The organism is Bradyrhizobium sp. SPXBL-02 (assembly GCF_051853065.1).
Lineage (GTDB): Bacteria > Pseudomonadota > Alphaproteobacteria > Rhizobiales > Xanthobacteraceae > Bradyrhizobium.
The window spans coordinates 4,299,009-4,318,126 of the sequence record NZ_CP182474.1; the positions used below are offsets into that span (position 1 = coordinate 4,299,009).

A 19,118-nucleotide genomic window follows, 5' to 3' on the forward strand; every position below is an offset into this window, starting at 1 on the left:
CATCGAGCCGCAATTGACCTGCAGCAAATGCGGTCATCGCGGCGCCGACGTGCGGCGGGATTCGATCGGCCGGCGACGGGCACACGCAGCCAGACCGCTTTCAGTAGAGAGCTCGGCCGCAACTGGCCGGTTTCTTCTTGATGCCCCAATTGGACGGAGCAAAATGACCTTTAGGAATCGGGGACGGCCACTTTACCGGATGCAACCTCATAGACACGGTGCAGCTGCTTCGCCAGCAACGACTCTATCAGATGCTCCATTTTTGAAACGTTGATCTCTCGTCCGTTCTTGTACGCCGCGTCAGCATCATCCAAAGCATCTTCGTAGTCTTTGCGATGAGCAATAACCAGCTCAGGCAGCGTGGGCGAGCCCGGAAGCACGAAGCCGAGCCGTACGGACAAGACAAAGAAAGACAGAACTCTGGAGGTACGCCCGTTTCCATCCGCGAAGGGATGAATCCAGTTGAGACGCCACATCACGTAGGCGGCCAGATGAATGGCCGGCTTTTCCCAATTGTCATTCACGTAGTCGCAGAGCTCTTCAATGAGCTCTTGAACAAGATGCGCCCCGACAGGCTCATGCTTGCTGTTTACGATTTCCACATCGCCCGGCCGTTGCATTCCCGCATAAGCGCTAATCCCGCGCAGAGCTTCTCGCTGGAACGCATAGATCAGTGAAGGCCGTAGCTTGAAAGGCGTTCGCTCAAGCGCTTGATAGACGCTTTTCTCTGCGAAGTCATACTGGCGGAGGCCGTTTGCGGCCTCCGCTTCGGCTTTTAGCTGCGGATCGGTAATGATCTCAGGTTCGAGCGCGTGGCTGTGCCGTTCTTTGCGAGGTTCATCGCTCATCAGCCGCCAGCTTGTCCGCTTGGCGATCGATCATTTCACGCGTGATCAGGCTGTTTTCGAAAGCCGTATTCCCATAGGCGAAGCTACGACGCTGCTCCTCACGTTCCGCTGGGCTCGGTGTAACCCGCTTGGCCACTTCGATTAACGTCTTGAGTTCTTCAGTCATGGCAAGCTCTCCCGCACTTCCAGAATCAAGTCATACATTTGGTCTGACAACGGCGCTAGCGTTTTCCAGTTGCGTAAATTTTGTCTTAGGCGATGTGACAAGGCTGCCACGAGGGCCGTCACCAGCACGCCCAGGGCCGCAGAGCGGCAACCGATTCGCCTGCCGTCAATGACGAATAAATGGTTTACAAACACAAAAAAATAGCTCCCGACGCTTGCACGAAGCCATCGAGATAACCATCTCTGGAGCGTTTGCTTTGTCAAACACAGAACGGCCCGGTCCGGTGTTAGCGCACCGGCCGGGCCCTATCCTCAACCTGGCGGCTAAGGAAGATGTGATCACATGCACACCATTTGTATTTCGGACAACGGTTGTCAAGTGGCTACGTTCCCCATGGTCGCCATTTAATGAAAGACCAATGGAACTATGAGCATTCTCTTCAGCACGAACAAACCAAAAACGCTGCTCGAGCGACTTCGCTGGTGTATCGACCAGAACCACATTGAAACGTGGACTTACGACGGCAACGGCGACTTCACCCATACGCCAAACCAATTTCGCCATATGGCGTGGATGCGTCCATTCATCGTAGAGGATGGGCTTGCATTCGGGATCATCGGCCGCAAGGACCGGCATCTCACGAAGGGTCTCTATGGGGTTTACCATGGACGACTCGCCGAGTGCGTCACTAACCACGCGGACGATCTGTTCACCGCGTCGGTGCAGACGGCGATCGGCAACACCCGGTTCGATCTGTTCGATGGGCCGGTGGTGCCTCCTCCGGCGCTCTCGCCGATGGAGCGCCTGCTGCTGAGCTGAACTGGGCTGGCCGTGCTGCCTGGATTGGCAGCACGGCACCGCAACAAGACGCCAAACCAGCTAGGAAGCCTGTCCGTGCCCGCAGCAAACCCCGCCCGCAGTCTGGCAGCCCTATGGCCGTAACGCACCAGCGTGCCCCGCCTGCGACCCGTGGCGCCCTTGTCGGCGCGCTGGCCCGCCAGGCAGAGGCGTTCAGGATGAATGCACAGCTTGGCCTGGACACGCGCCTTGCGCCTGAGGCGGCGCTGGCACTGGCGGAGGTGCTCTGGCGGCGCAGCTGCGACTCGAAGCGCTGTACCAAGCGCGTTACGGCGACAAAGTCCCGGAGAGAACCCCGGATCGCGGCGTGGACGGCCGCTAAGCCTTTGCTGAGTGGCGGATTTTGGCTCTGTGCCCAGCTTGTTTCTACTCCGCGGGTTGCAGGTTCGAGTCCTGCCGGGATCGCCATTCACCATTTGCAAAGCCGGCGCCCATCACGAAGGCGTGGGTAACCATATGCCGGCCTTTGAACTGCGCAGATCAGCCCTATGTAACCGCCGGACGAGATGCGTCCGATAGGTTTTGAATGCAGCAATCCGAGCTGACGAGAATGGCGATCGCATCTGCGGTCGCGGTCGTTGCGATATCGTATCTGGCAGTCGACGCAGGCGTGGTGAACACCAATGTGGTCACGCGGCCCATCAAGCTGGCGCAGGCCTCGATCCTTGGCGCCGCAACGGGACAACGTCAGCCTGCATTTACCCTTCAGGAATGGGCGCGCCGCGACCGCGAGAAGCCGCAACTGGAATATTGCCTGGCGGTCGACTGATCGACGCGCCCTCCGCCGGGCCGTCGACAGACACGTCACCGCCTGCCGGCTGATGACCGCGCCACCACCGCGCAATGGCAGCGGTGAGATCGCCCCACACCTCGGTCGGCAGATCCGGAACCGCCACCCGGACACTGTACTGATCCGTCGTCGCATCGTGAAACCATTCGGTCGCGGCGAAGTCGAACCCGAAGCTGCCGGCGTGGCGGATGGGAAAGCCCTCGCGGCGCAATTCGCAGCTCATGTCCTCGGCAGCCTGCCGCGCTGCCGCCTCGTCGAGCGCGCGCTGTCCGCGAAGGGTCACGTAGAGACCGTGGGTGAAGCGAAGCTGAGCCGAGAGCGCCGGGATCTCGGCGGCAAAGTATCGCGCCGAGCTTCGGCCGTTACGCAAGATCGCCGCCACGCGCCGCTTCGTCAGCGCCCAGTACGCCGCGCTGCCTGCGAAGGGCGGGAAGTGGGCCGGCAATGCCGCACCGCCGAGCAGCCGCACCGCATTGCGCGTTTCGGACGCGAGACGTGTCCATTCAATGTCCCCTGCCCGCGGCGAACGCTCATGCCCGTGCACGAAGACGGCTGAGCCGAGCCTGCCATATTCCGCTCCGAGCGAGTCGAGCTTGTTGTGGCTTCGCACCAGCACCAGCGGAATTCCGTGCCACCTGGCCCACCTCGAGACCCGCCTGATGCGACCGGACCTGCCGGCGAAGCACGTCGTATCGAAAATCAGGAGATCGAGTCCCGAGCCGTCACGGCGCAGCACCGCTTCGATGGCGCCGGCGACGGAGCAGGAATCCAGCAGGAGGATCCGCGGCGAGCCCACCCGTGCCAACGCATCGCCGAGCGGCAGCGTCAAGGCCTCGATCCGCAAATGCGGGATGAAGCTTCGGATCAGCTCCAGCGACTCGCCGTAGGAGCCTGGCAGCACCAGGATGTCGGCCTTCGCAACGATCCGCGCGGAGGCAAGCAGCACCGCGGAGATCGCCGCCATTCCCGAGGCGGTGTAGATCGCCGTGCTCGTGCAGCCGCCGTCGAGCGCGTAGAACGACGGCCCGCGTACCGTGAGATCGGCCCGCTGGTAATCGTAACTGAACTCGAACGGCCCGCTGGCGGGATCGGCCGTGTGCGACCAGGCTGTCTCGGTCGCCTTCCACTCGTGCAATTCGTGCTCCGCCCTGAGCGCCGCAGTGATCTGGAATTTGGATCGGACGACGTCGTCGACGGAACACGGCGGCGCCAAGTCGAGCGGGTTTCTCAGGCTGCCGTTCAACAGCCTGAGTTCCGCGTGCTTGCGCTCCAGATAGGCTCGAATGGTCTCCATTGCGCTTCTTGACAGATCCAGTCAGGCGTCAACGTCTGGAAAACCCAGCGGGTCCAACGCGCCCGCTGCAACGAACAGGCACCTTCGCAGTTGAATCCATGCAAGGAGGACAGCATGGCTGACATCAGAGAGCACATGAAAATCATCGGCAAGGACGGCGCACATGTCGGCACCGTCGATCGGCTCGAGGGCAACCGCATCAAGCTGACGCGCAAGGACAGCCCGGAAGGTCACAAGGACCATCACCACTATATCGACACGAAATATGTCGGTGCCGTCGAAGGCGACGTCGTCAAGCTGTCGGTGAATGCCGATGCCGTTCCGAAGACGGAAGCGGCGTAAAACACTGAGCCCCCGCGGGGCTTTTGTTTGTTCACGGTCCGACTCCGCTTCGTTCGCAAGCACGAATCGCAACCGCAATTCGATGGCGCGGCGCATTCGTTAACGATAGCTTGCTGCGGTGGAAGATCGCTGCAATTCGATGGCCTTTATCACTGCGGATCGATCGGGAACGAATGCGCGATCAGCGCGTTTGACAACCGAACAGAGTGGTGCCGACCCGCCAGCCCCGGTCGGCTTTGAAGGACCCCGTGCTTGTCCCCCGAGCACGGGGTTTTTCTCATGTCAGTGCTATCGGGCCGGCGGTCTGTGTCCGGCCGCATGCGAGGCGCCGGCTTGCTCATCGCGCAGATCGCGGGCGAGTTCGTGCCATGCCAGGGCCAGTTGGATCAGCCGTTGCCGGTCGACACCCTCGGCCTCCGCGGCGCGCTTCATTGCGGCCTCGGCCTCATGTTGCGGATCGTACTCGGTGTACATGAGACAGACTCTAGCCGGCCATCTGGACAAGCGCGTGGCAATTTCGTTCCGTATGATTGCGGGGTCCCCCGCCAGCCGCGTGGACCGATCTGTGAACCACGTCACAGCCTGTCCGCGACATCTCCGCTAAACAAGCTGCCAAGGCTTCATGGGTGATGTCCGATCATGACACGCAAAGCAGCAACCGAAGTCATCGTGCCGACGCAGCGACATCGCGCGGACCTGCTCGGCATCGCCTATCTCGGTACCATCGGCGTCGTCATGGTGGCCTGGATCGCCGGCCTGGTCTGGGCCTCGATCGCGTTCTTCAACTGGCTCGTGTCCTGACGCGCGACGTGGTCGGTCTACCCGCTGATCCTGCCTTAGATTAGGCTGGGCAGCACCTGCGCGAGTTTAATTCCGCCGCAAACGATCATGGCCCAGAGCGCCAGGCTGATCTGGATGGCATCCAGCATGTCCCACATCCCCGCGAATCATCCCGTCATTTTTCTTTGAGATTTGCGTGGAGCGGCGGCGAGCGCCAGAGCCAATTCGAAGCAACCGCCGGTGTGCAAGAAGATGAGGCGGGCCCGAGCCCGCCTCAATGGTCCGATCCGGCCAGGAAAACTCAATAGAAAACTCAATAGCAGGCGCGGGGGTCGGCCTGCACATATTGGCCGTTCGGATAACGGTAGTAGCAGGCACCCTGCGCCCAGTAATAGCCGGGCTGGGCTGCAGCGGTCGCACCGGCGATTGCGCCCGTTGCACCGCCGAGGACCGCGCCAGCGGCAGCCCCTGTTGCATTGCCTGAGATCAGCCCGCCCAGCAGGCCGCCGACGATCGCGCCGCCAAGCGCGCTTGCGCCGGGATCAGCCGGTGGCGGCGGCGGAGGTGGCGGCGCATAGGCCACCGGAGGCGGGGCGTAGGCTACCGGCACGTCGTCGATATAGTCCTCTGAGATGTAGGCCGGCGGGCCAGCCATGCGCTGCGGATAATAGTACCAGACGCCGCCAACGTCCCACCACCAGCCGGACCGGCCATGGCGGACTTCGTGGCGCCAGCGTCCGCCCTCCCAGGCGAGATTGCCGCGATAGCTGTGTCCGCCCCAGTCCCGTGCCGGAGCAGGACCGCGCGCAACATGACGTCCGGGCGGCGGGCCGCCGGCATTGTGACCTGCATGGGGCTGACCGCCGGGCTGCGCAGGGCGGGTCGCCTGCTGGGGTGGAGGGCCCTTGCGCATGGTCGGATTGGCCTGTGGCGGCGCGCCTGCGGCCGGCCCGGCCGGCGGTGGGCTGGCGTCTTTCGGTGGCCTGGCCTCCTGGGCCTGCGCCGACAGCGCGAGCAACGAAATGGCGGAGACCACGGGAAGGATGATCTTGATGCGTTTGGACGCACTCATGCGTGCTAGCCCCCTGCTCTTTCCATGGCCATGATTTCCGGGCGCGATCGACGAATCGCCACGCGCCGGGCTGATGCCGGCCGAAATCACTGCCCTGCTTGATCGGCTAAGTCCCGTTACAAATGATTAAGATCAGGGCCTTTTTTCAGCCCTGCGGGTCGTGCGGGATCGCGCCTACCGCGCCGGCTCGATCACGTTGCAATTGCTTCGCCCGGACATCAGGCAATCCTGCATCTTGCTGGCTGCCGTCAGATCCCGGGCCAGCCACCAGCCGACGCCGAGGATCACGACCGCGATGATCAATCCTGCGAGCGCGCCGCGGCGGTCGCCGCCGGACGGACGCTTGGGCTGACGTTTCGGTCGAAGATTGGGCTCCTCGCCCCGTTCGGATCTGGACTCTGGTTTCGACATGGCCGCCTGGTCACGCTGGCGCGCTGGCTTTACCACCTCTGCGGCGTCGCGTCACATCCCGATCACCCGGCCCAATTCAGCCCCGGGTCTGCCGGATCGCATCCTTGCGCAAGGTTTCGACCGCCGGAATTGCCTCCTGAACGCGCGGTGCGCAGCTCGTGAGCACGAATGCAGTCCGGGTGCATTCCCAATCCGCTCCCAGCACCGCACTTTCGATGGGCTGCGGACGTGCGAGCAGCAGCGCGGCGCCGGCCACGGCGAAGGCAATCGCCAGCGCTTTCAGGCTTGGTCTTGAGATCGTCATGCCCGTGCTCCGTCTCGTACGGGGCGGACGCTAGGCGTCGCCCGTGTGCCCCGTTTATGAGGGACATCACAATTCAGCAGTTTTTCCGGGCTACGAGAGATCGTCGGGGGGGCGATTTTTCGTTGACCTGATCGGCTGCGATTATGGGTGGCTTCGCGACGCGCGCCGATGTACACGCTTCTGCGTCGCGTGGCGCCTGCTATGCCCAGCCGACGTACCAACAGGCACCGATGTAGGATCGAAAGCGAGGAAGACAAGGCTCGTCGATGAGTGGATTCAGGGAACCCGGCTTTGCAGACCGGCAAAAGGCGGCGCAGGACGCTCGCAAAAATCTTTTGAACAAGTTCAAGTCGCAGCCGGGCCCCGATGATCCGGCGGTGATTGCGCGCCGCGCTGAACGCGAGGCCCTCGCGGCCAAGCGCGCCGAGGCAAAGGCCGCGCGCGAGGCCGAAAAGGCCGAACAGAAGCGCCTCGAGGAAGAGGCCAAGGCGGCGGAAGCTGCGCGGATCGCGCGGGAGGCCGAGGAAGCCGCCGAGAGGCTGGCTGCGCTCGAGGCCGAGCAGAAGGCCAAGCGCGATGCGCGCTACGCCGCCCGCAAAGCGAAGCGCAAGTAAGACTCGCCGGTCACGTTCAATTGAACTTGAACTGAACAATCATTCCGGAGGCGGCCTCAAAGGCCGCCGCCGGAATTCGAGAGGGCGCGACCCGCCAAAGGGCGTTGCGCGATGACGGCCCTGGATCAGTTCTTCTTCATCATCCCGTCGTCTTTCTTCATGCCGTCCTTCGACATGTGGTCCTTCTTCATGCCGTCGTCCTTGGACATGGTATCCTTCTTCATCATGCCGTCCTTGGACATCGTGTCCTTTTTCATCATGCCGTCGTCCTTGCCCATTTTGTCCTGAGCAAAAGCGGCCGGCGCAAACGCGAGGCCTAGCGAGAGAGCGGCAGCCGAGACGCCGAGCACGATGCGGGTGCGAATGGTCATGGTTCATCTTTCCTTCGAGATGGTGTTTGTCAGCGACGGACGCCGCTATTCAATATCGACGGATCGCCAGTCGGCGTTGTTACGCCGCTGCCTATAAATTTTGGCGAGCCATCCGCTGGCCGCTGTACGACGTGCTTCGCGCTCACAACCGGGATCGCAAGTGTGCAGCGCAGCACGGCCGGCACTTGCCGGGGCATTCGGTCTCGAACTATCAGATGAGAGAATATCGGGTGGAAGACCGGCTAGGATGGGCCCGAACGCCGGTCTGACAAGACCCGACCCAAATCACACCAACAAGAACAGTCCAAAGAAACGATCAAAGGGATCACACCATGATTACGCGCCGACATCTGATCGCGACCGCCGTCGCGGCACCCGCCATTCTGCGCTTCGGCACTGGCACCGCGCAGGCCGCGACCACGCTGAAGATCTCACATCAATTTCCGGGCGGCACCATCGACAAGGGCGATTTCCGCGACCGGCTCTGCCGCATGTTCGCCGCTGAAGTTGCCAAGCGCAGCAACGGCGACATTGCCGCCGAGATCTATCCGAACTCCTCGCTGATCAAGACCAACGCGCAGTTCTCCGCCATGCGCAAGGGCGCGCTCGATATCAGCCTCTATCCGATGCCCTATGCCGGCGGCGAGGTGCCGGAAACCAATATCGGCCTGATGCCGGGCCTGGTGACCACCTACGACCAGGGCCTGCGCTGGAAGAAGGAGCCCGTCGGCAAGGCGCTGACCGACTTCCTCGCCGACAAGGGCATCATCCTGCTCACCTGGGTCTGGCAGGCCGGCGGCGTCGCCAGCCGCTCCAAGCCGATCGTCGCGCCGGAAGACGCCAAGGGCCTGAAGGTGCGCGGCGGCTCGCGCGAGATGGACATGGTGCTGCAGACCGCCGGCGCCTCGGTGCTGTCGGTGCCTTCCAACGAAATCTACGCGGCGATGCAGACCGGCGCCTGCGATGCCGGCATCACCTCCTCGACCAGCCTGATCTCGTTCCGCCTGGAAGAGGTCGCGAAGTCGCTGACATCAGGGGCAGGCGCCTCCTACTGGTTCATGCTCGAGCCGCTGATGATGTCGAAAGCGATCTTCGACAAGCTGCCGAAGAACCATCAGGACATCCTGCTCGCGGTCGGCACCGAGCTCGAAGCCTTCGGCCGCAAGGGCGCGCAGGACGACGACGTCGAGGTCGCCAAGGTCTATGAGAAGGCCGGCGCCAAGGTCTCGGTTCTGGATGCCGCGACCGTCGGCAAATGGCGCGACATCGCGCGCGACACCGCGTGGAAGGATTACAGCGCCAAGACCGCGACCGCCGCAAACCTGCTCAAGCTCGCCATCGACGTCGCGGCATGAGCCACGGTCCGCTTCCGGATCGTGACGACCAGGCGAGCGTTGCCGCAGGGACCGGCCCTGCGGCGGCGATCGATCGCGGTCTCGCCGTCCTCAACAGCATCATCGTCGTGTTCGCCGCGATTGCGCTGGTCGCCGCCTGCACCATCCTGAGCTACAGCGTGCTCAGCCGCGCGCTGTTCAAGGCCGCCAATTACTGGCAGGACGAGGCCGCCGTGTTCCTCCTGGTCGGCGCCACCTTCATGACGGCGGCCTATGTGCAGCAGAATCGCGGTCATATCGGCATCGAGGCCTTCGTCGGCCTGCTGTCGCCATTCGCGAACCAGGTTCGCCTCTGGCTGGTCGATGCCGCCACATTCCTGTTCTGCGCCTTCTTCACCTGGAAGTCCTGGACACTGGCCCATGAGGCCTATGTCGACGGCCAGGTCTCCAACTCGATGTGGTCGCCGCCGCTCGCGATCCCCTACTCGCTGATGGCACTCGGGATGAGCCTGCTCTGCCTCCAGATCCTCGTGCAGCTTGCGCTGCCCTTCACCGGAGCCAAGCGGCCATGAGCGTTTTCGGCATTGGCCTTGCCTACGGCATTGCGACGCTGCTGGTGATGTTCTCGGGCATGCCGATTGCGTTCGCGCTCGGCGCGGTCGCGGTCGTGTTCATGGGCATCTACATGCCCTCGGCCTCGCTCGATACGGTGACGCAGAACGTCTACGAGGAGATGGCCTCGATCACGCTGCTGTCGATCCCGCTCTTCATCCTGAAGGGCGCGGCGATCGGCAAGTCGCGCGCGGGCCAGGATCTCTATTCGGCGTTGCACGCCTGGCTGCATCGCGTGCCCGGCGGCCTCGGCGTCGCCAACGTGTTCGCCTGCGCATTGTTCGCGGCGATGGCCGGCTCCTCGCCCGCGACCTGCTCGGCGATCGGCTCGGCCGGCATCCCCGAGATGCGCAAGCGCGGCTATTCCGGCGGCTTTGCAGCTGGGATCATCGCCGCCGGCGGCACGCTCGGCATCCTGCTTCCGCCCTCGATCACCATGATCCTGTTCGCGGTCGCCGCCGAAAAGTCGCTCGGGCGGTTGTTCCTCGCCGGCATCGGACCGGGCCTGCTGCTGGTCACGCTGTTCGGCGCCTATGCCGTGATCCGCTTCCGCCAGGAATACAGGGCGGCCGAAGCGGTCTACAAGAACGGCGGGCCGGAGGCTGCGATCCTCACCCGCGACGAATATACGCTCGCCGAGCGCTTCAGCGTGCTGCCGCGCGTGATCCCCTTCGTGCTGCTGCTCACCGGTGTCATGGTCGCGCTCTATGGCGGCTACGCCACGCCGTCGGAAACCGCGGGCCTCGGCGGCCTCCTGGCGCTGGCGCTGATCGCGGCAATCTACAGCGTGTGGCGGCCGAGCGACCTCGCCCCGATCATGAAGTCGACGATCCGGGAATCGACCATGCTGATGATGATCATCGGCATGTCGCTGCTCTATTCCTACGTGATGAGCTATCTGCACATCTCGCAATCGGTGGCCGAAGCCATCGTCGCGATGCATTTGCCGCGCTGGGAGCTGCTGTTCGCGATCCTCGTCATGGTCGTCGTGCTCGGCTTCTTCCTGCCGCCGGTCTCGATCATCCTGATGACGGCGCCGATCATCCTGCCGCCGCTCCGCGCCGCCAACTTCGACATCATCTGGTTCGGCGTGGTCATGACCATCGTGATGGAGATGGGGTTGATCCATCCACCCGTCGGCCTCAACATCTTCGTCATCCGCAACGTCGCGCCTGATATTCCCCTGCGCGAGGTGATCTGGGGCACGCTGCCCTTCGTGCTCTTGATGATGCTCGCGGTGCTGCTGCTCTGCTTCGTGCCGGGGATTTCGACCTGGCTCCCGGACCTCGTGATGGGGCCGGACGGCAGCAGGTGACGCTGCGGTCGCTATCGTAGGGTGGGCAAAGCGAAGCGTGCCCACCACCTGTCGGCGATCACGAAGAGATGGTGGGCACGGCGCTGCGCGCCTTTGCCCACCCTACGAATTCTCTTTCCGCCGCGACTTCGGCGCATTCGCCACCACCTGCAGCAGGTCCTTGCGCACGGCTTCGATGTGCAGCTCCAGAAACCGGCAGGCCTCGTCCACTTTCTCCGCACGGCAGAGCGCGATCAGCTGGGCGTGCTCCTTCTCGGCAATGCCCATCGCCTTGGTGTTGGAGAGCTGTAGGCGCGTGTAGCGATCGCTGGTCTGCAGCAGCGACAGTACGATCGCGCGGGTGCGCGGCTGCGGCGCGTGAACGTAGAGCGCCATGTGGAAGTCGGCGTTGAGCTGGCCCCACTCACTGACGTTGCGCGCCTTGATCGCCTTCTCGAAACTCCTGTGGATGTTATCGAGCCCGTCGAAATCCTCAGTCGTGAAACGCGGCGCCGACTGCGCCAGCAATCGCGGCTCCAGGATGCGGCGCAGGTCGAAAACGTCGTTGATCTCGTCCAGCGACAGCTCGGATACGATGGCGCCCTTCTGCGGAACGATCCGCACCAGGCCTTCCGCCTCGAGCTGGAATAACGCCTCGCGCACGGGAATGCGGCTGACGCCATAGGCCTCGCCGAGCGCGTCCTGGCGCAGTTGCGATCCGGCCGGATAGGTGCCGTCGAGGATTGCCTGGCGGAGCTGGTCGACGATCGCAGCCGACAGGGTGCGATGCTTCAGAGGCTGTTTCATCTGACTTTCCGTCCTGCTTTCCGACTCGTCCGGCCGAAGCGGTCCCTCTCTTGCATGTTGACGTGTCCCGCAAAAGCCGGTGCCCAGCAAAAGCGCGTCCTGCCGCCGAATTGACCGCAATCTCCGTTTGACTCCCAAAATGTATAAATTATACATTTGGCAATCGCACGACAAATCTTCGGGGGTTGGGGCCTCTTTCATGATCGAGCAGACGATGCCGGCCACGCGCGCGCTCAGCCTCCGACGTACGATCGTCCGGATGTCGAGCGCCCTGCTCGCGTTTGAGCGGCTGGCGTTGATGGGCCTGATGTATCTGCTCACCGGCCTGATCCTGGTGAACGTCGTCACCCGCTACTCGCACTTCCCGATCTACTGGATCGACGAATCCGCCGTTTATTGCGTGGTCTGGCTGACCTTCATCGGGGCGTCCGCGATGACGCGGCTGCGGCTCGATTTTGCGGTGTCCATGCTGACGGAGCGGCTGTCGCCGCGGCGCCAGAAGATCGCAAAAGTGATCTCGACGGGCATGGTCGTCGTGTTCGGCGTTGCCCTGACCGTCACCTGCGTGCTCTGGATGGACCCGATCGGATTGGCGATCGTCGGCTTCGACGGGCGCAAGCTCGCGGCCGAGACCTTCAACTTCCTCTATACCGAGCGCACCCAGACGCTGAACTGGCCGACCTGGGTGCTCTATCTCACGTTGCCGATCTTCGCGGTGTCGATGACCATCCACGGCCTCGCCAATCTGCTGGAAGATCTCGGGCTGGTCCCGCGCACGCCGCTGACAGGCTTCCAGCTCTCCGAGCTCGACGGGGTCAATTGATGATCACGTCCGCCGCCTTCGTCGCGTTCATGCTGGTCGGCGTGCCAATCGGCCTCTGCCTCTGCCTCGCCGGGCTCGTCTATATCGCGGCGTCCGGCAACCCGGTGCTGTTCCAGTCCTATCCGCTTCAGCTGTTCGGCGGCGTCGACAGCTACGGCCTGATCGCGATCCCGCTGTTCATCCTGATCGGCGAGATCATGAACGGCGGCGGCATCACGCGGCGCATCGTCGACATGGCGATGGCCTTCGTCGGCTCGCTCAAGGGCGGGCTCGCCTACGTCAACATCCTCGCCAACATGTTCATCTCCTCCATCCTGGGATCGGCAACCGCGCAGGTCGCGATCATGGCCCAGATCATGGTGCCGGAGATGGAGAAGAAGGCTACGACAAGACGTTTGCGGCGGGTCTCACCGCCTATGGCGGCATGCTCGGCCCGATCATCCCGCCCTCGGTGATGTTCGTGGTCTACAGCGTGCTGGCGCAGGTCTCGGTCAGCGACATGCTGATCGCCGGCATCGTGCCCGGCGTCATCCTCACCGTGATGTTCTGCCTCGTCATCGCGCTGATGGGCTACATCTACAACTATCCCCGCGCCGACTATCAGACGCCGCGCCAGCGCGTCATGACGATCCTGCGGACCTCGCCGACGCTGCTGATCCCGATCGTCATCGTCGGCACCATTCTCGGCGGCCTCGCCAACGCCACGGAATCCGCCGCCGTCGGCGCCGTGGCCGCCGCGCTGGTCGGAAAGTTCTGGACCAGGGAGTTCGAGTTCTCGCAGCTGCCGCAGATGATGCTGCGCAGCGCCATCTATTCGGCGATCGTGCTGTTTCTGGTCGCGGCCGCCGCCGTGTTCTCCTGGGTCCTGATCTTCGGCAAGGTGCCGCAGGAGACCGCGGCCTGGATCCAGACCGCCGCCAAGGATCCCGTCAGCTTCATGCTGATCTGCAACGCCATCCTGCTGGTGATCGGCACTGTAATCGACGGCATTCCCGGCCTGATCATGACGGTGCCGATCCTGCTGCCGGTCGCAACCGAGATCTATCACATCGACCCCCGGCAGTTCGGCGTCGTCGTGGTGATCAACCTCGTGCTCGGCCTTTTGTCGCCGCCGGTCGGGCTTTGCTTCTTCGTCGCGGCCGCCGTCACCGGCGCCAAGCCCGGCAGGATGTTCATGGTGACGCTGCCCTTCTTCGTCATCTCCTGCGTCCTCCTGGTGCTGCTCTCGCTCTATCCCTCGCTCTCGCTGATCCTCGTCAAATAGGCCCATCCGAAAGGAGCCCGACCATGCCGCTTTCACGCCGCCACTTTCTCGCCGCCAGTGCCGCCGCCTCGGTGTTCGCGCCGTCGCTGGCGCTCGCCCAGGCCAAGGAATTCCGTCTCGGCCTGATCACGCCGAACGGCCATTCCTGGAACAAGGCCGCGCTCAAATTCGGCGACGAGCTCAAGGCTGCCACCAACGGCCGCCTGACCTTGACCGTGTTTCACTCCGGCCAGCTCGGCAACGAGACCGCGATGATGCAGCAATTGCAATCCGGCGCGCTCGACATGGGCTTCATCCAGGCCGCCGAGCTCGGCTCGCGCGTGCCGCACATCGCCGCGATCAACGCGCCCTATATCGTGCGCTCGACGCCGGCGGTGGCGAAGTTCGTGCTGCATCCGGCGGCGGTGAAGCTGTTCGAGGTGCTGCCGCAGGAGACCGGCACGATCGGGCTCGGCTGGGGCATCACCGGCATGCGCGCGGTGTTCTCCTCCAAGGACCTGAACTCGCTGGCCGACATCAAGGGCATGAAGCTGCGCATCAACCCGACACCGGTCTATCGCGATTTCTATTCATCGCTCGGCGCAGCGCCGACGCCGATTCCGACGCCGCAGGTGTTCGATGCCATGGCCAACGGCCAGGTCGACGGCCTCGAAGCCGATCTCGAATTCTCCTGGAACCAGCGCTTCGACAAGGTGTCGAAGGTGATCCTGCAAATGAACGCCGTCTTCATGCCGATGGCCGCGGTGGTCTCCGGCCGGGTCTGGCAGTCGCTGCCCGCCGCCGACCGCGAGCTGATCACCAAGACGATCAAGTCGACGCTGGACGCGCAGATCGACGAGCTCGCCGGCAACGAGCCCACGCTGATCGAGAACTTCAAGAAAGCGCCGATCCCGATCCGCCAGGTCGATGCCAAGGACACCGAGGCCGTGATCGCCGAGTTCGACAAGATCTGGCTGCCCAAGGCCCCCGTCCTCGCCGAGCTACGCAAGGTCGGCGCGACGCTCTGATCCGGTTCCCCATCCCTTTCACAAAAGCCGGCGGCTCCAGCCCCCCGCCGGCATATTTACCTGGAGTCAAAACAATGAGCCGCCGCGTTGCCTGGGAAGGCGTCTTCCCGGCCGTCACCACTCAATTCCACGACGATCTCTCGCTCGACATCGACGCGACCGCCAAGGTGATGGACGGATTGATCCGCGACGGCGTCTCCGGCCTGATCGTCTGCGGCTCGGTCGGCGAGAACACCTCGCTGGAGCGCAAGGAGAAGGTCGCGATCATGGAGACCGCGAAGGCGGTCGCGAAGGGCCGCGTGCCCGTGCTGTGCGGCATCGCCGAGTTCACCACCGCCTTTGCGGTGGAGACCGCGAAGGAAGCCGCACGCATCGGCATCGACGGCGTCATGGTGATGCCGGCGCTGGTCTATTCCTCCAAGCCGCACGAGACCGCCGCGCATTTCCGCGCCGTCGCCTCTGCGACCGACCTGCCGGTGATGCTCTACAACAATCCGCCGATCTACAAGAACGACGTCACACCCGACATCCTGACCTCGCTCGCCGACGTCGAGACCGTGGTCTGCTTCAAGGATTCCTCCGGCGACACGCGACGATTCATCGACACCAGGAACATGGTCGGTGACCGCTTCGTGCTGTTCGCAGGTCTCGACGACGTCATCGTCGAGAGCGTCGCCATGGGTGCCGTCGGCTGGGTCTCCGGCATGTCCAACGCCTTCCCGCGCGAAGGCGAAACGCTGTTCCGCCTCGCCAAGGCCGGACGCTTGGCCGAAGCGATGCCGCTCTACGAATGGTTCATGCCGCTCTTGCATCTCGATGCCCGCCCGGACCTCGTCCAGTGCATCAAGCTGTGCGAGCACATCATGGGCCGCGGCACCGCCCTGACCCGCCCGCCCCGCCTCGCACTGCTGCCGCACGAGAAGGCCGAGGTCGAGGCCATGATGGCCCGTGCGTTGAAGAACCGGCCGCAGCTGCCCGATGTCGGCCTGAAGGCGGCTTGATGGCAGGTCTCGTAGGGTGGGCAAAGCGAAAGCGTGCCCACCTTCCGCCAACGATTGTGAAAGATGGTGGGCACGGCGCTTCGCGCCTTTGCCCACCCTACGAAGGCTCTCTCACTTGTCATTGCGAGGAGCGAAGCGACGAAGCAATCCAGACCGCCTCAACGGAAAGACTCTGGATTGCTTCGCTGCGCTCGCAATGACGGAGACTTACGAACCCACCTGCTTCTTCTTCGCGTTCAGCGCGGAGGCCACGCGGCTCACGGGCGGCTTGCCCAACACGACGCTCATCTCATTCGTCGCTGCCAGCAGCTTGTCCATATCGACGCCGGTCCTGATACCCATGCCCTCGAGCATGTAGACGACATCCTCGGTCGCGACATTGCCGGTCGCGCCCGGCGCATAGGGACAGCCGCCGAGCCCACCGGCGGCGGCGTCGATGACGCGAACGCCCTCTTCCAGGCCCGCATAGAGGTTGGCGAGCGCCTGACCATAGGTGTCGTGGAAATGCATCGCGAGTTTTGCTGGCGGGATGTTGGCGCTGACCGCGCGTAACATGTCCTTCGCCCTATCAGGCGTGCCGACGCCGATGGTGTCGCCGAGCGAGATCTCATAGCATCCGAGATCCCACAGCGTGCTCGCAAGATCGGCCACCGCCTTCGGCTTGATCTCGCCATCGAACGGACAGCCGAGCACGCAGGAGATATAGCCGCGCACCTTGACGCCATCGTCCCTAGCGCGCGCCAGCACCGGCTTGAAGCGCTCGATGGACTCCGCAACCGTGCAGTTGATGTTCGCCCGCGAAAATCCTTCGGAGGCCGCCGCGAACACGGAGACCACTTTGGCGCCCGCAGCGCGCGCGGCGTCATAGCCCTTCTCGTTCGGTACCAGCACGTGGAATTCGGCGTCCTTCACATGCGCGACGCCGCGCAGCACGGCGTCCGAGCTTGCCATCTGCGGGATGGCCTTGGGCGAGACGAAGGCGCCGACCTCGACCGTATGTAGCCCGGCCGCGACCAGCGCCTCGACAAACGCGATGCGCGCCTCGACGCTGACAGGCGTCTTCTCGTTCTGGAGGCCGTCGCGCGGCCCCATTTCGATGATGCGGACCTGGTCGCTCATGTCACTCTCCTGCAGGCTCGACCACGGCGAGCTCGACGCCCTCCTGCACGATGTCCCCGACCTTGCACTTGATGGATTTCAGCACACCGGCATAGGGCGCGCGCAGCGTCTGCTCCATCTTCATCACTTCGAGCGTGAGGATCGGCGCACCCTTCTCCAGCTTGGCACCCTCCTCGGCCAGCACGGCGACGACGGTTCCCGGCAGCGGCGCTGCGATCTTGTCCTCGCCGACATGCTCCTCGCTCTCGCCGCCGAATGGATCGACCCAGTGCAGGTCGAAGCGGCCGTTGCGGGTGCGCAGGTACAGTTCGTGGCCGTCGATCACAGCCGCAACCGACGATTTGACGCCGTCAAGCGTGAGATCGAATCCGCCGTCCTTGGCCGCGATCGTGAACGCCAGCTCGCGCTCGCCGATCACCAGCGTCGCCGGCCCGCTGCCGTAGTTCAGCGTGATCTTCTGCTCCGGACCATGGCCGACGCGGAAGGCAAAGCTGCGCTGGCGGCGGCCGACCGGCTGCCAGCCAAAGGTCTGCCAGGGCGAATTCGCTTCCGCCTGCGCCGTCTGCCGCTCCTCGTTGACGATTGCACCGACTGCGGCGCAGAGCTCGAGCTCTCCAGGCGCCGGCGCCGCCGACGTCAGTACCGCCAGCTCGCGCTCGATGAAGCCGGTGTCGATCGCGTTCGCGCGCACCTTCGGGTGCGTGATCAGCGCGGACAGGAACGGGATGTTGGTGACGATGCCGCGGACATCGGACTCCTCCAGGCCGCGGTTCAGGCGGTCGATCGCAACGTCCCGCGTGGGCGCCCATGCAACCGTTTTTGCCAACATCGCATCGTAGTAGGGCGAGACGCTATCGCCCTCGCGATAGCCGGCGTCGATGCGCAGGCCGCCGGTTTCCGCCGGCATGCGCCAGGTCGAGATTCTGCCGACCGACGGCATGAAGTTCTTGGTCGGGTTCTCGGCGTAGACGCGCGCCTCGATGGCATGGCCGTTGAGCTTGATCTCGTCCTGCTTCAAGGGCAGCGCCTCGCCGAAGGCGACGCGCAGCTGCCACTCGACGAGATCAATCCCGGTGATCAGCTCGGTTACGGGATGCTCAACTTGCAGGCGCGTGTTCATCTCGATGAAGAACACATCCTTGCCGTCGGAGACGAACTCGATGGTGCCGGCACCGACATAGTTCACGGCGCCCGCTGCCTTTCGCGCGGCAGCACAAACTGTCTCGCGCTGCGCGGCATTGAGCGTTGGCGATGGCGCCTCCTCGATCACCTTCTGGTGCCGGCGCTGCAACGTGCATTCGCGCTCGAACAGCGAGAGCAGATTGCCATGGCTGTCGCCGATGATCTGCACTTCGATATGCCTGGGATTGTCGACGTACTTTTCAATCAGCATGCGGTCGTCGCCGAAGGCGGCCTTGGCCTCGCGCTTGGCGCTGACGATCGCAGGCGCAAGCTCATCAGCCGAGCGCACGATGCGCATGCCGCGACCGCCGCCGCCGGCCGAGGCCTTCACCAGCACGGGAAAGCCGACCTTCTCGGCCGCCTTCGCCAGCGTCGCGTCGTCCTGCGCATCGCCGTGATAGCCGGGCACCAGCGGCACGCCGGCCTGCTCCATCAGCTCTTTCGAGCCGGATTTCGAGCCCATCGCCGTCATCATCCCGGCGGTCGGGCCGACGAACACCAGCCCGGCGTCGAAGCAGGCTCGCGCAAACTCGGCATTTTCCGACAGGAAGCCGTAGCCGGGATGCACGGCCTCGGCGCCGGTCTTCCGCGCGGCCTCGATCAGCCGCTCGATATTGAGATAGCTGTCGCGGGCCCGGGCGGGCCCGAGCAACACGGCCGCGTCCGCGAGCGCGACGTGCATCGCATCGCGATCGGCTTCGGAATAGACCGCGACCGTGCGCAGGCCCATGGCCCGCGCGGTGCGGATGACGCGGCAGGCGATCTCGCCGCGGTTGGCGATCAGGAGCGTGCGAAAACGCCGGTAGAGCTTTGAGCGGTCCATCG

The 19,118-nt window shown here is 63.9% G+C and carries 21 protein-coding genes and 1 pseudogene; 11 read left to right on the forward strand and 11 right to left on the reverse strand.

Going from position 1 to position 19,118, the window contains the following annotated elements; genetic code table 11:
* Window positions 1-170: 170 nt before the first annotated feature.
* The gene (locus ACNJYD_RS20015) at window positions 171-848 is read right to left on the reverse strand and encodes a Fic family protein (protein ID WP_439363114.1); all 678 of its coding nucleotides are present in this window, start codon (window positions 846-848) and stop codon (window positions 171-173) included.
* Window positions 838-1,014 carry a hypothetical protein gene (locus tag ACNJYD_RS20020; protein WP_439363115.1) on the reverse strand — a complete coding sequence of 59 codons (177 nt, stop codon included), beginning with the start codon at window positions 1,012-1,014 and terminating at the stop codon, window positions 838-840. The genes ACNJYD_RS20015 and ACNJYD_RS20020 overlap by 11 nt, the downstream gene beginning before the upstream one ends.
* 426 nt (window positions 1,015-1,440) lie before the next feature.
* On the opposite strand from ACNJYD_RS20020, the gene ACNJYD_RS20025 reads away from it, so the two are divergent.
* Window positions 1,441-1,833, forward strand: a complete 393-nt coding sequence (locus ACNJYD_RS20025) for a hypothetical protein (RefSeq protein WP_439363116.1) — start codon at window positions 1,441-1,443, stop codon at window positions 1,831-1,833.
* Window positions 1,834-2,570: 737 nt separating this feature from the next.
* On the opposite strand, the gene ACNJYD_RS20030 is transcribed toward ACNJYD_RS20025, so the two are convergent.
* Window positions 2,571-3,956, reverse strand: coding sequence for a hypothetical protein (locus ACNJYD_RS20030; protein ID WP_246571199.1), 1,386 nt, complete (start codon window positions 3,954-3,956; stop codon window positions 2,571-2,573).
* Window positions 3,957-4,070: 114 nt separating this feature from the next.
* Here ACNJYD_RS20030 and ACNJYD_RS20035 point away from each other — a divergent pair, with 114 nt between their 5' ends.
* Window positions 4,071-4,298 (forward strand): DUF2171 domain-containing protein, encoded by a 228-nt coding sequence (locus ACNJYD_RS20035; RefSeq protein WP_025036201.1) that lies wholly within the window; start codon window positions 4,071-4,073, stop codon window positions 4,296-4,298.
* Between the two features lie 288 nt (window positions 4,299-4,586).
* Here ACNJYD_RS20035 and ACNJYD_RS20040 read toward each other — a convergent pair whose 3' ends face one another.
* Window positions 4,587-4,772, reverse strand: coding sequence for a hypothetical protein (locus tag ACNJYD_RS20040; RefSeq protein ID WP_212257026.1), 186 nt, complete (start codon window positions 4,770-4,772; stop codon window positions 4,587-4,589).
* A gap of 165 nt (window positions 4,773-4,937) precedes the next feature.
* On the opposite strand from ACNJYD_RS20040, the gene ACNJYD_RS20045 reads away from it, so the two are divergent.
* Window positions 4,938-5,099: a hypothetical protein gene (locus tag ACNJYD_RS20045; RefSeq protein WP_172789115.1), complete on the forward strand. Its 162-nt coding sequence runs from the start codon at window positions 4,938-4,940 to the stop codon at window positions 5,097-5,099.
* A 292-nt stretch (window positions 5,100-5,391) separates the two neighbouring features.
* Here the strand turns inward: ACNJYD_RS20045 and ACNJYD_RS20050 are convergent, their stop codons facing one another.
* The 3 genes from ACNJYD_RS20050 to ACNJYD_RS20060 all read right to left on the reverse strand — a co-directional run bounded on the left by ACNJYD_RS20050 (window position 5,392) and on the right by ACNJYD_RS20060 (window position 6,865).
* Window positions 5,392-6,150 carry a hypothetical protein gene (locus ACNJYD_RS20050; protein WP_172789116.1) on the reverse strand — a complete coding sequence of 253 codons (759 nt, stop codon included), beginning with the start codon at window positions 6,148-6,150 and terminating at the stop codon, window positions 5,392-5,394.
* Window positions 6,151-6,324: 174 nt separating this feature from the next.
* Window positions 6,325-6,561: a hypothetical protein gene (locus ACNJYD_RS20055; RefSeq protein WP_212257025.1), complete on the reverse strand. Its 237-nt coding sequence runs from the start codon at window positions 6,559-6,561 to the stop codon at window positions 6,325-6,327.
* Between the two features lie 76 nt (window positions 6,562-6,637).
* Window positions 6,638-6,865 (reverse strand): hypothetical protein, encoded by a 228-nt coding sequence (locus ACNJYD_RS20060; RefSeq protein WP_212257024.1) that lies wholly within the window; start codon window positions 6,863-6,865, stop codon window positions 6,638-6,640.
* A gap of 266 nt (window positions 6,866-7,131) precedes the next feature.
* Here ACNJYD_RS20060 and ACNJYD_RS20065 point away from each other — a divergent pair, with 266 nt between their 5' ends.
* The gene (locus ACNJYD_RS20065; RefSeq protein ID WP_172789119.1) at window positions 7,132-7,479 is read left to right on the forward strand and encodes a DUF6481 family protein; all 348 of its coding nucleotides are present in this window, start codon (window positions 7,132-7,134) and stop codon (window positions 7,477-7,479) included.
* Between the two features lie 125 nt (window positions 7,480-7,604).
* Here the strand turns inward: ACNJYD_RS20065 and ACNJYD_RS20070 are convergent, their stop codons facing one another.
* Window positions 7,605-7,850: a pentapeptide MXKDX repeat protein gene (locus ACNJYD_RS20070; protein ID WP_036027965.1), complete on the reverse strand. Its 246-nt coding sequence runs from the start codon at window positions 7,848-7,850 to the stop codon at window positions 7,605-7,607.
* Window positions 7,851-8,182: 332 nt separating this feature from the next.
* Here ACNJYD_RS20070 and ACNJYD_RS20075 point away from each other — a divergent pair, with 332 nt between their 5' ends.
* Genes ACNJYD_RS20075 through ACNJYD_RS20085 form a run of 3 tightly spaced genes read left to right on the forward strand, consistent with a single transcriptional unit; the run spans window position 8,183 to window position 11,111 of the window.
* Window positions 8,183-9,205, forward strand: a complete 1,023-nt coding sequence (locus ACNJYD_RS20075) for a TRAP transporter substrate-binding protein (protein ID WP_172789120.1) — start codon at window positions 8,183-8,185, stop codon at window positions 9,203-9,205.
* Window positions 9,202-9,756 carry a TRAP transporter small permease gene (locus ACNJYD_RS20080; RefSeq protein WP_172789121.1) on the forward strand — a complete coding sequence of 185 codons (555 nt, stop codon included), beginning with the start codon at window positions 9,202-9,204 and terminating at the stop codon, window positions 9,754-9,756. Before ACNJYD_RS20075 ends, ACNJYD_RS20080 begins: the two co-directional genes overlap by 4 nt.
* Complete coding sequence (locus ACNJYD_RS20085) at window positions 9,753-11,111, forward strand: TRAP transporter large permease (RefSeq protein WP_172789122.1); 1,359 nt, start codon at window positions 9,753-9,755, stop codon at window positions 11,109-11,111. The genes ACNJYD_RS20080 and ACNJYD_RS20085 overlap by 4 nt, the downstream gene beginning before the upstream one ends.
* A 102-nt stretch (window positions 11,112-11,213) precedes the next feature.
* Here ACNJYD_RS20085 and ACNJYD_RS20090 read toward each other — a convergent pair whose 3' ends face one another.
* Entirely contained in the window at window positions 11,214-11,897 is a 684-nt protein-coding gene (locus ACNJYD_RS20090) for a GntR family transcriptional regulator (RefSeq protein ID WP_439363117.1), read from the reverse strand.
* 199 nt (window positions 11,898-12,096) lie between these two features.
* On the opposite strand from ACNJYD_RS20090, the gene ACNJYD_RS20095 reads away from it, so the two are divergent.
* From ACNJYD_RS20095 to ACNJYD_RS20110, 4 genes and pseudogenes are all read left to right on the forward strand, one after another.
* Complete coding sequence (locus ACNJYD_RS20095) at window positions 12,097-12,720, forward strand: TRAP transporter small permease (RefSeq protein ID WP_439363118.1); 624 nt, start codon at window positions 12,097-12,099, stop codon at window positions 12,718-12,720.
* Window positions 12,720-13,984 (forward strand): annotated as a pseudogene (locus ACNJYD_RS20100) (TRAP transporter large permease). The gene ACNJYD_RS20095 and the pseudogene ACNJYD_RS20100 overlap by 1 nt, the downstream one beginning before the upstream one ends.
* Before the next feature lie 23 nt (window positions 13,985-14,007).
* Window positions 14,008-14,991: a TRAP transporter substrate-binding protein gene (locus tag ACNJYD_RS20105; RefSeq protein WP_439363119.1), complete on the forward strand. Its 984-nt coding sequence runs from the start codon at window positions 14,008-14,010 to the stop codon at window positions 14,989-14,991.
* Between the two features lie 74 nt (window positions 14,992-15,065).
* Window positions 15,066-15,992: a dihydrodipicolinate synthase family protein gene (locus tag ACNJYD_RS20110; protein WP_439363120.1), complete on the forward strand. Its 927-nt coding sequence runs from the start codon at window positions 15,066-15,068 to the stop codon at window positions 15,990-15,992.
* Window positions 15,993-16,199: 207 nt separating this feature from the next.
* Here the strand turns inward: ACNJYD_RS20110 and ACNJYD_RS20115 are convergent, their stop codons facing one another.
* Both ACNJYD_RS20115 and ACNJYD_RS20120 read right to left on the reverse strand, forming a co-directional pair.
* Complete coding sequence (locus ACNJYD_RS20115) at window positions 16,200-17,111, reverse strand: hydroxymethylglutaryl-CoA lyase (RefSeq protein WP_212257018.1); 912 nt, start codon at window positions 17,109-17,111, stop codon at window positions 16,200-16,202.
* A gap of 1 nt (window position 17,112) precedes the next feature.
* Window positions 17,113-19,116 carry an acetyl/propionyl/methylcrotonyl-CoA carboxylase subunit alpha gene (locus tag ACNJYD_RS20120; protein WP_212257017.1) on the reverse strand — a complete coding sequence of 668 codons (2,004 nt, stop codon included), beginning with the start codon at window positions 19,114-19,116 and terminating at the stop codon, window positions 17,113-17,115.
* Window positions 19,117-19,118: the final 2 nt, after the last annotated feature.

Excerpts from the sequence above, each read along its gene's own strand:
- ACNJYD_RS20045 (WP_172789115.1), top strand. The coding sequence starts at position 4,938 with ATGACACGCAAAGCAGCAACCGAAGTCATCGTGCCGACGCAGCGACAT.
- ACNJYD_RS20015 (WP_439363114.1), bottom strand. The coding sequence starts at position 848 with ATGAGCGATGAACCTCGCAAAGAACGGCACAGCCACGCGCTCGAACCT.
- ACNJYD_RS20090 (WP_439363117.1), bottom strand. The coding sequence starts at position 11,897 with ATGAAACAGCCTCTGAAGCATCGCACCCTGTCGGCTGCGATCGTCGAC.
- ACNJYD_RS20070 (WP_036027965.1), bottom strand. The coding sequence starts at position 7,850 with ATGACCATTCGCACCCGCATCGTGCTCGGCGTCTCGGCTGCCGCTCTC.
- ACNJYD_RS20040 (WP_212257026.1), bottom strand. The coding sequence starts at position 4,772 with ATGTACACCGAGTACGATCCGCAACATGAGGCCGAGGCCGCAATGAAG.
- ACNJYD_RS20075 (WP_172789120.1), top strand. The coding sequence starts at position 8,183 with ATGATTACGCGCCGACATCTGATCGCGACCGCCGTCGCGGCACCCGCC.
- ACNJYD_RS20020 (WP_439363115.1), bottom strand. The coding sequence starts at position 1,014 with ATGACTGAAGAACTCAAGACGTTAATCGAAGTGGCCAAGCGGGTTACA.
- ACNJYD_RS20065 (WP_172789119.1), top strand. The coding sequence starts at position 7,132 with ATGAGTGGATTCAGGGAACCCGGCTTTGCAGACCGGCAAAAGGCGGCG.
- ACNJYD_RS20095 (WP_439363118.1), top strand. The coding sequence starts at position 12,097 with ATGATCGAGCAGACGATGCCGGCCACGCGCGCGCTCAGCCTCCGACGT.
- ACNJYD_RS20080 (WP_172789121.1), top strand. The coding sequence starts at position 9,202 with ATGAGCCACGGTCCGCTTCCGGATCGTGACGACCAGGCGAGCGTTGCC.
- ACNJYD_RS20035 (WP_025036201.1), top strand. The coding sequence starts at position 4,071 with ATGGCTGACATCAGAGAGCACATGAAAATCATCGGCAAGGACGGCGCA.
- ACNJYD_RS20110 (WP_439363120.1), top strand. The coding sequence starts at position 15,066 with ATGAGCCGCCGCGTTGCCTGGGAAGGCGTCTTCCCGGCCGTCACCACT.
- ACNJYD_RS20060 (WP_212257024.1), bottom strand. The coding sequence starts at position 6,865 with ATGACGATCTCAAGACCAAGCCTGAAAGCGCTGGCGATTGCCTTCGCC.
- ACNJYD_RS20025 (WP_439363116.1), top strand. The coding sequence starts at position 1,441 with ATGAGCATTCTCTTCAGCACGAACAAACCAAAAACGCTGCTCGAGCGA.
- ACNJYD_RS20105 (WP_439363119.1), top strand. The coding sequence starts at position 14,008 with ATGCCGCTTTCACGCCGCCACTTTCTCGCCGCCAGTGCCGCCGCCTCG.
- ACNJYD_RS20115 (WP_212257018.1), bottom strand. The coding sequence starts at position 17,111 with ATGAGCGACCAGGTCCGCATCATCGAAATGGGGCCGCGCGACGGCCTC.
- ACNJYD_RS20050 (WP_172789116.1), bottom strand. The coding sequence starts at position 6,150 with ATGAGTGCGTCCAAACGCATCAAGATCATCCTTCCCGTGGTCTCCGCC.
- ACNJYD_RS20030 (WP_246571199.1), bottom strand. The coding sequence starts at position 3,956 with ATGGAGACCATTCGAGCCTATCTGGAGCGCAAGCACGCGGAACTCAGG.
- ACNJYD_RS20120 (WP_212257017.1), bottom strand. The coding sequence starts at position 19,116 with ATGGACCGCTCAAAGCTCTACCGGCGTTTTCGCACGCTCCTGATCGCC.
- ACNJYD_RS20085 (WP_172789122.1), top strand. The coding sequence starts at position 9,753 with ATGAGCGTTTTCGGCATTGGCCTTGCCTACGGCATTGCGACGCTGCTG.
- ACNJYD_RS20055 (WP_212257025.1), bottom strand. The coding sequence starts at position 6,561 with ATGTCGAAACCAGAGTCCAGATCCGAACGGGGCGAGGAGCCCAATCTT.